9 protein-coding genes are annotated in these 14,348 nt (G+C 48.0%); 3 read left to right on the forward strand and 6 right to left on the reverse strand.

Going from position 1 to position 14,348, the window contains the following annotated elements; translation table 11 throughout:
• The first annotated feature begins 296 nt into the window (after positions 1-296).
• The 3 genes from ACZ5PT_RS12850 (at position 297) to ACZ5PT_RS12860 (ending at position 6,957) form a co-directional block, all read left to right on the forward strand.
• On the forward strand, positions 297-2,273 hold the full coding sequence (locus tag ACZ5PT_RS12850; RefSeq protein WP_464263433.1) for a response regulator: 1,977 nt from the start codon (positions 297-299) through the stop codon (positions 2,271-2,273).
• Between the two features lie 230 nt (positions 2,274-2,503).
• A complete protein-coding gene (locus tag ACZ5PT_RS12855; RefSeq protein ID WP_464263434.1) occupies positions 2,504-5,011 on the forward strand; it encodes a GGDEF/EAL domain-containing response regulator in 2,508 nt (835 codons plus the stop codon).
• Between the two features lie 158 nt (positions 5,012-5,169).
• Positions 5,170-6,957, forward strand: a complete 1,788-nt coding sequence (locus ACZ5PT_RS12860) for a thiamine pyrophosphate-binding protein (protein ID WP_464263435.1) — start codon at positions 5,170-5,172, stop codon at positions 6,955-6,957.
• A 97-nt stretch (positions 6,958-7,054) separates the two neighbouring features.
• Here ACZ5PT_RS12860 and ACZ5PT_RS12865 read toward each other — a convergent pair whose 3' ends face one another.
• The 6 genes from ACZ5PT_RS12865 to ACZ5PT_RS12890 form a co-directional block, all read right to left on the reverse strand.
• A complete protein-coding gene (locus ACZ5PT_RS12865) occupies positions 7,055-7,849 on the reverse strand; it encodes an SDR family NAD(P)-dependent oxidoreductase (protein ID WP_464263436.1) in 795 nt (264 codons plus the stop codon).
• Between the two features lie 31 nt (positions 7,850-7,880).
• On the reverse strand, positions 7,881-8,708 hold the full coding sequence (locus ACZ5PT_RS12870) for a hypothetical protein (RefSeq protein WP_464263437.1): 828 nt from the start codon (positions 8,706-8,708) through the stop codon (positions 7,881-7,883).
• A complete protein-coding gene (locus ACZ5PT_RS12875; protein ID WP_464263438.1) occupies positions 8,698-9,528 on the reverse strand; it encodes a citrate synthase family protein in 831 nt (276 codons plus the stop codon). The genes ACZ5PT_RS12870 and ACZ5PT_RS12875 overlap by 11 nt, the downstream gene beginning before the upstream one ends.
• On the reverse strand, positions 9,525-11,567 hold the full coding sequence (locus tag ACZ5PT_RS12880; RefSeq protein WP_464263439.1) for a TonB-dependent receptor plug domain-containing protein: 2,043 nt from the start codon (positions 11,565-11,567) through the stop codon (positions 9,525-9,527). Before ACZ5PT_RS12880 ends, ACZ5PT_RS12875 begins: the two co-directional genes overlap by 4 nt.
• Before the next feature lie 71 nt (positions 11,568-11,638).
• A complete protein-coding gene (locus tag ACZ5PT_RS12885; protein WP_464263440.1) occupies positions 11,639-13,285 on the reverse strand; it encodes a sensor histidine kinase in 1,647 nt (548 codons plus the stop codon).
• 21 nt (positions 13,286-13,306) lie between these two features.
• Positions 13,307-14,311, reverse strand: a complete 1,005-nt coding sequence (locus ACZ5PT_RS12890) for an ABC transporter substrate binding protein (protein WP_464263441.1) — start codon at positions 14,309-14,311, stop codon at positions 13,307-13,309.
• Positions 14,312-14,348 lie beyond the last annotated feature (37 nt).

Raw genomic sequence — 14,348 nt, forward strand, 5'->3', positions numbered from 1 at the left:
CTCGCTGATTTTTATAAAAAAATTATTGCACGGGTTGAGTGTTTTTAACAGCTTTCGTTCCGAAGATAAGAAAAGTTTCAAAACAGAATGATAAAGCTATATTAGCTGTTATTATTGTTTTTCATTCTTAATGTCTGGAAAATACAAACATTTTAGATGGTTATTTGATTGACCTCGGTTTTGTGATGAGATAAAAAGTGTTGCTAATAATAAAATGCGATTAATATATGCGTGAATGAAATTTTGTCGCAGAGTAAAATTCAATCTATTTCCAATTTCCTTGTCTGGGTTTAAATATGGAGAGAGTTTCTCATTTGCTGTTGATCAACTCGATTGAGGATGATCGTGCCGTGTTGTGTCAGCTGCTTGAGTCTTTAAATGTACACGTAATACAAGTGTCATCCGGTCTCGAGGCGGTCGATGTGTTGCAGACCGTGGCTATCGACCTGGTCGTAACGGCAATTTCGATCGGTGAGTTCGACAGCTGGAGACTGGCTCGTTTCATCCGTTGTGGCATCTGTCAGGGCGGCCGTACTCTGCCGATTATCATTGTGACGCGCGTTTGGTGCGAGCGGATCACTGAAATCACCGCCCGGGATTTTGGTATTAATCATCTTTTGGCTTTCGAAGATCGCCATCTTTTACCTGCTACGGTTTTGGCCTGCCTCGAATCACCAACGAAAGGTTTGGGTAAGAGGAGTGTGCTGGTTGTCGAGGATCACGAGGACAATGCTCATCTGGTTGAAAAGATTCTGCAAGCGCGCTTTGAAGTAGAAATCGCATTCGATGGTCCCTCTGGTTTGGCTGCCTGGAAAGAGAGACGCCATGACTTAGTGTTGCTGGATATTATGTTGCCTGGTCTGTCTGGGGAGTCAGTGCTCGCGCAGATTGTGCAAATAGATTCCAGTCAACCGATTGTCATGATGACCGCTCATGGTTCAACGGACGTTGCGAAAAAAATTCTTCTGGCCGGCGCTGCCGATTTTGTCACCAAGCCATTTCGAGCCGACGAACTACGAAGGGTTTGTGAACTGGCGACTCGCCGTGAGGACTATCTTGTCAGTAATGCCCAAGTGGTAGAGCGGATGGATAGTTTGCAGCAATTGCGTAATTTGCTCGAAAATATCGTTGATTCAATGCCTTCAGTATTGATCGGTGTTGATTTGGAAGGGGTTGTTAATCTTTGGAATCGACAGGCTGAAATGATTAGCGAGATCTCTGCTGACGTGGCACAAGGTCAAAAGTTAGTGGATGTCTGGCCGACATTTAGTGAAATAAAAGCGGTGCACGAATCTTTACAGCGGGGAGAGGTTCGTAAGCTTAGCAAGATTGCGCATCAGCAGAGCGAGAAGGACTGTTACTGCGATATTACCATTTATCCCCTCTATGAGACCTCCGTTGTTGGTGCTGTTATCCGGATCGACGATGTGACCGAACGTGTTTTGCTGGAAGAAAGGATTATGCAGTCGGAAAAAATGGTTTCCATGGGACATCTGGCAGCGGGTTTAGCCCATGAGGTTAATAACCCCCTGGCCGGAGTCATGCAAAATATCCAGGTCGTGCGTCATCGCTTGGCTGAGCAATCAAGTGCTAATTGTGCTGCGGCTAAAGTTGCTGGGATAGATATGGATGCTCTGGCTGTTTATTTACGCCAGCGGGAAGTTGATTCTTTGCTTGATGCCGTTATGGATTCGGGTAAACGAGCAGCACAATTGATCGAAAATATGCTCAGTTTCAGCCGTCGTGATAATTCTTCAATGTTGTCGTGCGACTTGGCAGGTCTGATCGATAAAACGGTAGAATTGGCGGCGGGTAATTTTAGTCTGGAGAAGCAGTTCGATTTTCGATCGATAGAAATTCAGCGTGATTTTGAACAAAAAGTTCCGCTTATCGAGTGTAACCCCGTTCAAATTCAGCAGGTAATTTTTAATCTGTTGATGAATGGTGCGCATGCCATGGAGGAAAAGCTACAGACCTTTCGTGCTTCTCCCGTTACCTTGAATTATCGCCCGCGTTTTGTCTTGCGCACCAAATATTCAAATCAACGGGCAAGAATTGAAATTGAAGATAACGGCCCGGGGATGGATGAAATGACGAAAAAGCGGCTTTTTGAGCCCTTTTATACAACGAAGAAAATTGGCGAGGGAACCGGCCTTGGGTTGTCGATTTGCTACTTCATTATGACCGAAAATCATCGAGGCAGTCTGAGCGTCGATTCTACACGTCATGTCGGAACCAGATTCGTTCTGGAGATCCCCCACATTAGAGGATGACTGACTGTAGTTGTTGTCAGAAATTCCACAATTCTGTGTTTTCTGTTAATAAATACCAGCCAACATTATTATTTTGTTGGCTTTTTTGTTTGTATGTTTTGAATATATCACTCTATATCTTTCATTTATTGACCAGGGTTGATTTCATATGTTAATAAATTAAATCTTAATTATAGTTATATATCTGCTTTGAATTGTTTTGTTTTTTCTTGATTTTGCCGGACCTGCTTATGATGCCAGCAAATATTGAAATTTTACTTGTCAATGCCGATGCTATGCTTCGACGAGCTATTCGGGAGCGGCTGTGTGCTTCTGGTTATGGCGTTGTCGAGGCTGACTCCGGTCTCGCTGCCGTTGGGATTCTACAAACGGTTGCGGTTCAGTTGGTGGTGATGGATATTTCCATCGGTGACCTCGACGGGTGGCGACTTGCCCGGATCATCCGCTCTGGAATCTATCGTTGTGAAAAAAATACTCCCATAATTTTAGTCACCAAGAGCTGGTGTGAGCGCATTACTCAGATCACCGCTCGGGAATTTGGCGTTAACCATCTTCTTTCGTTCGATGATCTTGAAGACCTTCCACAATTGGTGGAAAATTGCTTGGTTGGGCCAATTACCGGTCTCTTGTCGCCACGATTGTTGGTTGTTGATGACCATTCGGATATTGCTGAACTGGTTGCGCGGATCCTGCGTAATAAGTTTTCTGTTGAGGTCGCTTCTGATGGTCCTTCCGGCTTGGCGGCCTGGCTGGAAGGGCGACACGATTTGGTCCTGCTGGATGTTATGCTGCCGGGAATGTCAGGCCCGGATATTCTTGAGCGGATTTTACGTATTGCGCCGCAACAGCCCGTTGTGATCATGACTGCTCATAGCAGCATGGATTTGGCTGAAGAGTTGATGACTAAAGGGGCGGTTGACTTTATTAGTAAGCCATTTCGGGCTGATCAGTTGCGTCAGGTCTGTGAACTGGCCAGCCGCCGGGAAGATTATCTGGTCAGTAATGCACAGTTCGCCGCTCGTCTTGACGCATTACAGGAGCGTACTGAGGCTTATCGAAAGGTCTCTGAAGACCATCAGCGGTTGCTCGATAACCTGAGCACGGTTATTTTTGAACTCGATGAAAAAGGTTGCATTAAATTTCTCAGCCGAGCCTGGACTCGTTTAACCGGTTTCTCAATTGAAGAATCCTTGAGGATGCCTCTGACCTCCTTCCTGTCAACAGAGGGCCGTCTGCAAAAATCACGTTATTTACGCCATTTCAGAGCTCTTGTTTCGGGTAAACGGCAACAGTGTGAATTTGAACTGCAACTGTTAACCAGCAAGAAGAAGGTTGTCTGGTTGGCTTGTAAGTTGGATGCATTGAAATATGGACAAGACAAGTTAACCATCTTCGGTTGCCTTGATGATATTTCCAAACGTAAAAAAGTGCAGCAAGAGCTCGAATTCCTGGCGATGCATGACAATTTGACAGGTGTCAATAATAGACACTATTTCGAAAATATTATCCGACAGATGTCAGCTTCAGCGGCGCGTGTTAATGATTCCCATGCGTTGCTCTACATCGATTTGGATCACTTTAAGGTGATCAATGATACTTTCGGTCATAATCATGGCGATATTGTGCTGCGCGATATCGCCTCCCTGTTAAAAACCCGCTTGCGTAAATCTGACGTACTTTGTCGGATTGGTGGTGATGAATTTGCCGTGTTGATCAACAATTGCGCGCATGGCCAGGCACGGGCAACGGCCGATGCTATTTGTGAGCTAGTGCAAGGTTACCAATATAGTCTCGCTGGTCAGCAGTTATCACTGAGTTGCAGTATTGGGGTTTGCAAGATCGATGGTAAGCAGGAGAATGCGGCCTCCTACTTAAAGCAAGCGGATACTGCTTTATACGTGGCCAAGCGTCGGGGCCGGAACTTGGTGCATTTTTACAACCCCGCCGATCGGGAAAGTGCTGACTTGCGAGCCAGTATTGATTGGGCCCGGCGTTTTCGGAAGGCGATTCGGGACGGTCATCTGTCACTCTTATTTCAGCCCGTTCTGCATATCGCCAGCGGGGAAATTGCACATTACGAAGCTTTGATTCGGATGACTCTGCCTGATGAAGGGGTTGTATTGCCGGGATCGTTTATTCCTGCGCTTGAAGATGCCGGAGAAATGGCTGTGCTCGATCATTGGGTCGTCGAGCATGCGATTGATCTGCTCAGTCAGTTTCCAAAATTACACCAGGTCGCTATTAATCTCTCTGCTCAGGCGTTCAGAGATGAGAGATTGGTTTCCTTGGTGGAAGAACTCTTGGAAGAAAAGCAGGTCGACCCACAGCGGATTATTTTTGAACTGACCGAAAGCGCGAGTATGACAAACGTTACGGCCACGCAGAAAATGATTGAGCAATTGCGAAAAATTGGTTGCAGTTTCGCTTTGGACGATTTTGGGACTGGTTTCAGCACCTTCAGTTATTTAAAGCAGTTCCCTGCTGAAAGTATAAAGGTTGATGGCAGTTTTATTGTTCAACTCGAGAACAGTCGTGAAGATCAAGCTGTTGTTCGGGCGATTAGTGAAGTTGCCAAGGCGTTAGGAAAGCTGACCGTTGCGGAATATGTTGAAAATGAGACGCTTTTGGATCTGGTCAGCGGGTTAGGGATCGATTATGCCCAGGGGTACTTTATTGGCCTGCCGACCCCAGTCGAAAATATTATCCCCATGTGTAGATCAAGTGTTTCTATCGTTTGATTTTTTATTTCTCCGTAAGAATTTATCTTAACTGTTGTTTGCGATTTTTAATTTGTGTGTCTCCTTCTGGAGCCTGGCCCTATATTGGATATTTTAAATTAATGGTGGGCAACGCATTTTTAGGGCGTTAATATTGTCGTTATTTGGTGAACTTACATATGTCAATTAAACATGACCGACCCGGTGAAGACCTTCGCCCGGCGATACCGAATACACTTGCAGATCTGCTTGTCGATCATCTCGAATCCCTCGGTGTTGAGTATGTCTTCGGCGTGCCCGGGGGAGCGATTGAGCCACTTTACAATGCGATGGCGCGAAGTAGTCGAAGGGGTGGATTGCGGCCTGTTGTTGCCAGGCATGAAACCGGAGCGGCGTTCATGGCTGATGGTTATGCACGGGAAACAGGCAAGTTGGGAGTCTGTTGTTCGACAACCGGTCCCGGTGCCACCAATCTGATTACCGGGGTGGCTTCCGCATTTGTTGACAATATTCCCTTGCTTGTGATTACCGCACAAACTGCTCTCCATCTGTTTGGCAAGCAGACTCTTCAGGAATCTTCCTGTACGGCAGTCAACACGGTTGCCATGTTTAACTCTTGTAGCTGCTACAGCAGCCTGGTTTCTCATCGGGGGCAGTTGGAAGGGAAGCTTGCAGTGGCCATTGCTGCGACTCAAGGCCCTTCCCCCGGCCCGGCTCATTTGAGCATTCCGATGGATGTTCTTGCCGCTCCCCGGCGGATGCGTAAAGTTAAATCATCCATTCGGCCGGACTCTTTACTAAATAGACCTCTATTGACCGATGCCGCGGCTGTCGCTGACCTGCAAGCTGAACTGGATCAAGCCAGGCGCATCGTATTGTTGCTAGGAGATGGCTGTGGTGAGGCGATTGCTGAAATTATGGCATTTGCTGAACGTCTCAAAACACCCATAATTACCGGTCCTTCCGGAAAACGTTGGGTAAATCATCAGCATCTTCTTTATCGTGGCGTGCTGGGTTTTGCCGGTCATGACAGCGCACGGGAGGCTTTGCTCGATGAACGGAATGATTTGATTCTGGCCGTTGGTACCAGGTTCGGAGAAATGATTTTCGGCGGTTTTGAAGAGGATGAAGAGTTAAATGGAAAGTTGATACATATTGACGATGAATTGGAACATTTTTCCCACTCGCCGCTGGCACGTATGCATGTCTGTGGTGACTTGAAAGCAATTTTTTCTACTTTGATCGGTTGTTTGAACAAGCAAAAAAGTAATGCACCGCTATGTTTGGCTCCGCGGACATCTCCCGCTGTGGGAAATACAGCGCGAACAGACTGTAGTCATGTATCTGCGCTGATCGCTTTGAATCAACCGGCGGCCTGTCTTTCTGATTCTTTTCCGATCAAGCCTCAGCGTTTGATGCGAGAACTGTCCAGACGTCTGCCGGATAACGCGCGGGTTTATGTTGATGCCGGCAACAGTTGGGCATGGGCGACTCACTATTTACATTTAAATAGCAGTGGTTTGTACCGTGTCGCGATGGGTTACGGAGCAATGGCTTGGGCTATCGGTGCCAGCGTCGGCGGCGCGCTTGGCGCTGACAGTGCTCCGACGGTTTGTATTACTGGTGATGGAAGTTTTTTGATGAGTGGTCAGGAATTGACCGTTGCCGTAGCCGAAAAACTACCAGTGATATTTGTGATTCTCAACGATAGTGCTCTCGGTATGGTCAAGCACGGTCAGCGGCTCGGCGGAGCGGAAGAGATTGCTTTTGAACTACCCCCGGTTGATTTTGCTCAAGTTGCCCGCGCGATGGGGGCGCAGGCGCAAACCGTTCGAACAGTAGAGGAATTAGCAGAGGTTGATTTCAGTGAAATCTGCCAGCGGAAAGGTCCGACTTTGCTCGATGTACAGATCGACCCGGAGGAGGTTCCGCCGATGTCCTCGCGGATGAAGACTTTAGGGCGGTAAGGCTGGGACGGTTAGCCGCCAAGTAATAATGAATAACAAGAGTTGTCCAAGGGCAAAGGAGAACTCTTGTTTTTTACTTTAGAACAAGGGAGGAAAGTTACTTGTCTCCTAAAGACAGAGACAAACCTTGCACGGAAAATCCTCCATCTACAGCCATCTCAGCGCCAGTAATCCAGTCTGCAGCATCAGATGCCAGAAAGGCAGTCAAACCGCCAATATCTTTAGGAACTCCAACTCGGCCGAGGGGGTGTAGCTGGAGGTACTTTTTGACTCTTTCAGCAAAAATGTCTTCAGAAACACCACTGTTTTTATATGACTCAGTTTGAATCATCCCAGGGTTGATCTGGTTAACGCGAATCGAATCGGCCGCCCATTCAGCCGCCAGAGTTTTGGTCATCTGGGAAATTGCGCCTTTAAGAATTGTATAAAGGGGAATGCCCAGCAAGTTCCGAGTTACTGTCGCAGAGCCGATATTGATAACATTGCCGCCAGACTTTTTTAGATACTTATGTGCCTGTGAAGTTAAATAAATTACATTCGTGAGATTTGCAACTATACCTGCTTCAAGCTTTTCATAACAAATATCCTGTAATTGCGCAGGCGGCAGGGTTGGATGACTGATTGCATTGTTCACGAGAATATCCAGTCGACCGCATTGCTGAGAGACCGTCTCGATCATTTCACCGCCAGAAGTTTGATTCTCCAGTTCGAAATAACAGAACCCGGTCTGACCGCCATTGGATGCTATCTCTTCTGCCACGTTTTTAGCTCTGTCGAGGTTGCGGCTGGTGATATAGACATGTGCTCCATGTGCTGCAAAGCGCTCTGCGATTCCCCTGCCGATCCCCCCAGCACTACCGGTGATGACCGCCACTTTTCCTGTTAAGTCCAATTGTTATCTCCTGGTGAAATGAGTCCCTGTGCTATTTTTCTGGAACCGGGCGGGGCGCTGGACCTTGATAGTCAATGTCATCGCAACGCATGGGAAGGAATGCTTCAACCGGACGCTCGATAGTGTCTATATAGCAGGCGGTGACGCCGCTAGCGACAAGCGTGGCGCTGATTCGATAGACTTCTTTTCCGGATAACCCTTGATCTGAGAGGAAAGCAGAAACGTACCCATTGATGTTCATTCCCTCATCAAAGTCGCGCTGCAAGATGTTTTCAATTTCATAGGCTAACGCTAGATGTTCACCGGTATTAAATCCTAGCGAAGCGCTAACCTTTTCCATGACGGCAATCCGCTCATCGCCCTTGGCAATCGGCCGGGCGTAGCCCATGATGTGTGGTTTTCCGCTGTGACGAGCGCACTCCGTAGCGACAATCTCTTCGGCCGTAGAGCCGCTTTTGTAGTCTTGCAGGGCTTTACGTATAAAGGCGATCCCCTCAACGGCTGTTTTGCTTCCGCCGAACGCACGAGAATCGGCAGTTAGCACTCCTGCAACAGTCGCAGCCGTCACCGATGTGCGCAGAGTCCCTGCCAGTGCCCCAATATGGTTACACCAGATTCGCGGGTCAGGCCAGCTCATGCAAATCTGTCGCGCTTCAAACCAGTCGGCCAGACGTCGCTCTACCAATCGACCGGTTGCGTTAAGAATCAAGACCTGTTGATATGAGACTTTGCCGACCAATTCTTCAAGCATGTTATAGCCGTGGCTGAATACGCCCTGACCGACTATCCATCCACCGTTGCGGCTACGGATAACTCCTCTTTGCTCATCCCAGAACTCTTGTTTAAGCTCATTTTTCAATGATGTAATCCTCATCGTCAGGAAATGGCATAGCAGTAAAAGGTTTATTGGCCATTTCGAGACCATGGGCCAGAAGCCCCGGTCCGCTAAATAATTGAAAAAGGCCGGCTGCTGCCCGTGGTGGAAAACCCAAATCGGCTAATGTGGCAGCAGCCACGCCGGTCATCAGCCAACTCTTGTTAGTTGACTCAAGGGTTGCGGCAAAATTCAGGCCCCAGCTAAGGCATTTTCCGGCGCCAGGTAACAGCGCGAGTTGTTCGGCGAACTGCTTTGCCTGAAGATCCATCCCGCTAAAACGGCAACCAAAACCTGGCGTCAATTGTTCATCAGTATCATTTTCCTCACTTGGGGGGTGAGACGTTTCGATGAGCTGTTGTGCAAACGACTCTGGAGCGTGTTTACGCGATTTGCGTAAAAAGCGCAGCGATTTTTCAACTTCACATGCGCCTAGCCGTTCTCCTGCCAACACTGTCAAAGCTATAGGTAAAATGTGTGCCGAGTCGGATTTTCCGACACCAGCCATCATTGCTGCCTTAGTCGCCGGATGTCGTGGTCCTGGGTTAATCAGGCAAACCATCAGTTTTTCTAAAAGTTCTGCCTGCTCTGGAGATGGCAACTCACTTCTGAAAAGAAGAAATAATACATCGGTAAAACTGCGCTTCTTGAGTAGTTCCAAATGGTCGTAACCATGGCAGCGGCTGGTCGTAGCATTATAGGGATTATCGGTTGTTGACAGCTCCTGCCAGATCTTCGTCACCGGTCGTTGTGAAAATGTATCGTTTCGCCGTTCGACTTTACGGTGTTTTCTTTGCCCACTCAAAATTTATAACTCATCGCCGCCCAGAGACTGCGTCCTTCCAGAGGGTAATCGTCGGTTATTGTTACGCCATCGCTCGGTTCTTTGGCGTTCTGATCAAACAGGTTGCGAATCGTAAGGCTGAAGTCCCAGTGCCTCCAAAGTGCTTTGTGACTGACGGTCATATCGACTAAAACATAGTCGTCGAGTTCAGAGCGGGAATCTGTCGCTGCCCGCTTCCGTCCGCCAACCAAGTTAAACTGTGGATGCAGGTTCCAGTCCGGGAAGAATTTCCAGTCGGCACTTAGGGATAGTTGATAAGTTGGAACATCTGCGATTCGGTTTCCGCTGTTTGCGTCCTCAGCTCTCACCCAAGCAAAGTTGCTGCTTAGATCTAGAGTGTCTGTTGCGTCCCATTTTAGCTCAAGCTCAGCGCCATAGCCTTTTTGATCCCTGGTCGCGTAGACATTATTGATATTATCGATCAGACCATCGGCCAGATAGTAAAAGATATTCAGGTTAGAGTGGAGATTAAACGTTGGCCGATAATCGAAAGACAACTCAAGAGTATCTATGGTTTCAGGTTCAAGGTCAGCGTTGCCGAAAACGACTGTTCTGGAATCAAGTTCAGAAAAAGAAGGGGCACGAAAAGCTCGGCCATAGAGTAATTTCGTTGTTAAATTATATCGAGTTGCCCAGACTAGGGCCAGACGTGGATTTATCGTGCCGCCAAAATCGGAATATTCATCAAAGCGTACCCCGGCAGTCAGTTCCCAGTCTGGTGCAAATTGCCATTCATCTTGTAACGACAGATACCAGAGTCTGCGTTGGGTATCTTCCAGCCAAACATTGGATGTATTGCTGACATCGGTTAATTCGCCGGGCACGGCGCCCGTGGGGAAATTTTTGATTTCGCCGGTATCCAGATTTATATAACGAAATCCAGTGCCGATGCGCCAATGGTGGCTCCCTGGGCCTCGATACTCAGCGACGAGGTCAATCCCCATATCATGTTGATTGGCTGTCGGGTTGCCGATGATGCCGTCTGTGAAAGGGGTCGCTTGTGGGGGTCTTAAAATAAAATAGCTATCGATTTGATAGAAACTGTAGTGCAGATTGGCGTTAATCTCCCAGTTCGTCGCTAGATCATCGTTGTGATAATTCAGTTCGGCAAGGCTGTAATTCCCGTCCTGACCTCCAACCGGGTCGAGCGCTAGGGCTCCACCGACCCCGAGACCATCATCGAATTGCTGCCAGTGCCATAAACGTAAGAGCCAGTCGTCCCTTTCCAGTTCCACGTGTGCGTCGAAAACTTCATAGCGAGTATTTAAGGAGCCTGGTGCCAGGGAATAAATCGGATCAATCTGTGTCTGTCTATCGCTGCTGATTCGTCGGTCTTTGTCACCGGTGGTTTTTTGCCATTCGGCAGTAATGGCAACATCCCAATCGCCCCAGGACTCGCCATGTTGTAGCCAGAGGTCCTTGCTTTCGAACGAACCAGCCACGCCGCCGACTTCGGTTCCGGCAATATCGGCCGCATCTTTAGTGATAATATTGATTACGCCGGCGTAAGCGTCGGCTCCATATACTGCAGAGCCCGGACCGCGGATTATTTCTATCCGGGCGATGCTGGCAGTAGGCAAGCGTAACAAATGGGGACGGGTGCTGTTTACGGCATAGGTAACCGGGATGCCATTCATCAACATCAGCACCTGCGGGTTGAATTGAGAATTGATGCCACGGATTGCATAGGTTGGAGTCAACCGGTTCAGCGCAGAAGGCATTACGTGTAATCCCGGCACCGTTTCAAGCACATCGTCGAGTGTTCGTGCGCCCATCCGCTCAATCTCTTTGGCCGTAATGACACTCGCCGCTGCCGGCGCCTTGTGAACCGGTTTACTGCTGCCGGTCGCAATGCTGACAAACTCTTCATCGCCGTAGAGTTCCTCCATTTCGATCTCGTCAAACTCTGGCACTTCGTTGTTTGACTGAGCATGTATCGGGCTCAGCATAACAATGAACAGTATGCTTAAATGCCAGTAGTTTGATAATTTTTTCAGCATGATCTACCTCCGCTCAACGGCTGTTTCTTGCCCCCACAAGACGGTCTTTGTTCTTAGCTTTTTGACATGTGTTATCTACTGCTTGTGGGTTGTTCTGTGCTGCTGATAAGATTTTCGTCCAACTCAGTTTCTCCGTGCAGTATCTCTTGCCCTTCGGTTCTGACTGGAAGAGGGATTTTGATGCTGAAGTTTGATCCCTTGCCGGCTTCGCTATGTACCTCTATGTAACCACCCATCTGTTCGGTAAAGCGTTTGGTGATCGCAAGCCCCAGGCCGGTTCCCTCAAAATCTCGGGTTGAGCTGCCGTCAACCTGTCTGAATTCTTCAAAAATGATCTGTTGCTGTATTTCGCTTAGACCGATCCCGGTGTCGATGACCTGGACAACCAGCAGGCTGGATTGTAATTGCGCAGCCAGTGTGATGGTTCCATCTTTTGTAAACTTCCCCGCGTTGCTGAGCAAGTTGAGGATCATTTGTAGTAACTTCTCCCGATCGATGATGAGATTGCTTTGTTCTATGTGTAGGTCTGTTTTTAGTTGATTGTTATTTTGTCGTAAAATCGGCAGAACGGTATCGGTCGCTTCTTTGAGAATATCCTCAAGATTAACTAGCTGGAGGTCCAGATCCATTTTCCCTGATTCTATTTTGGTCATATCGAGAATATTGTTGATTAAGGAAAGTAGCCGGTTGGCATTGCGAGTGACCCGGTTTAGTTCTTCGGATTTGTCGGCCATTCCTTCCATCTCCAGGTCTTCTCTGACCACATCGGTGTAGCCGATAATTGCTTGCAGTGGGGTGCGTAATTCGTGACTCATGTTGGCAAGAAATGTTGTTTTGTGGCGACTGGCGGTCAGCGCGGCATCACGTGCGACAACGAGCTCTCGAGTTCGAATTTCGACCTCAGATTCCAATTTTTGCCGATGTTCGCGAAGCCGGCGGTCGCGCTCGTCAAGGTTGGTCATCATTCGATTGAAGACTTTGGCAATATTGGTGATTTCCGTCGGGCCGGACAGCTCGGCATAGACCCGGGTTTTTTCTTGCTCATTCTGCTCCATAACCCGGATCAGGGTATAGAGTGGTCGGGACAGCCGATCGATTCCAAAGTTAACCAGACATGTCAGTATCACAGCAAAGGAAAGGGCGATGAACAGATTATTTAATGTGACATTGATTTGCAAATCACGCAGGGTCGATTTATCCATAACTACATAGGCATAACCGAGAAATTCATTTTTTTCCGTACTGAGTTGAAATTGAAGGTCGTCGCTTTGCAAAAGCTCGCCGGACTGACCGGCTTGTATCGGTGCAACAAAATGCCAGGCACGACTGGTCTCGTCAATCAGCGTTGGCTGTTTGATTTTTTTAGTTTTCCTAGACATTGGTAATTGCAGTTGGTCATTTCCCTTAATCAATAGTGCTTGCATATTAGTGTGATAAACGCCTGCACGAATGACGTCCGGAAAGCTCATGATCGCTTCGAGCGGCTTTTCCGCATTGATGGGGCTCTCGTAGAGCAGCGAGAGAATGCTTTGGTCGGCTAAGGTTTCGACAATTTTTAAACCCTGTGCGACCATTTGATCTGCCGCCTGATTTCCGGTTACCCACGCCGTCGTCAATGACGCCGTTAGGGCAAGAGTTATGATGCCAAAGGAAACAATGCCCAGCAGTCGCCCTCTGAAACTGGTAAATGGTTGAAGTATTTTATTGATAATCTTCATATAAGTCAGTTATCCGTGGCGTCAGCGAGTCGGGAAGGTCAGGGAAAAGTTCTCCTGCTGGGCGGGGCTAAAATTAATGTCCAGGTGTGCAGCAGTACGAAGGTTGACCGCCATACGTAATTTTTTTAATGGTTTTACCGGTGGAGACTCCTGTCTTTCCAGGCATTGAGTAAGCAGCTTCGAGAGTTCTTGTCCGAGGCCAAAATTGTTCGGATACATGGAAAACAGAACCCCGCGTTGTGCATGGGACGGTTTGTTGGAAAAAATGACCAGGTTTTTATCCCAGGCGTTTTGCAGCAGCATCGGCAGAACAATATCGCTATTAGCCGAAATATTGTCGAGTGGGAGCCAGATAGCATCTTTTTTGCCCCGTGCTACTTTGAGTACGCTGCGGTAGTGATGCATTGCTTCCTTTAGGTCGCTCGCTGGAAAAGTCATTAATTGCAGTCCAAACTTAAGGGCCGCCTGCTCAGCATAAGGGATCAGCCAACCGCTGGTTTGTGTGGAGTAGACAACGAAGACTCTTTGACTTTCTGGAACCAGAGATTTAAGGCGGGAAAAGAGCAGTTCTGGGTCTGCAGAGAGGCTAATCCCTGGGGATTTTTCAGGAACCATCGACAGTGCACCAACAACCGTTGGTATTTCGTTCTGGAGTGCCCTTGCCGCTAAATAGCCCCGTTTGCCGAGGGTGATGATGCCACCGGTCTGATTCTTTTCAAGTGCTCGGCGCAGGTCTTTGAGTTTATAGTCTTTGCTTAGGGGGTAACTGTGAATGGGCCCGTTTTCCTCTGCGGTAATACCGGCCAGTATCGACTCGAAAACGTGTTTGTATGAACTGGTCATTTCGGGAAAGAGAACAGTAATTCGTTGAGCAGACAGGGCCGTTTGCGGGAAGAATAACAGGGTGAAAAAAAGAAAAATGCACGCAGCTAGAGTGGGGGGCCTGAAAACGGACAGCCACATTTTGTTTTTGTGTGGATCGCTAAAGAGCCTGTAGTGGCTTGGGGTAGTTGGCAACTGGTTCACCGCTTGTGATTTTCATTTGAGATTTACATTTAATGAT

Source organism: Desulfuromusa ferrireducens (genome assembly GCF_055389805.1).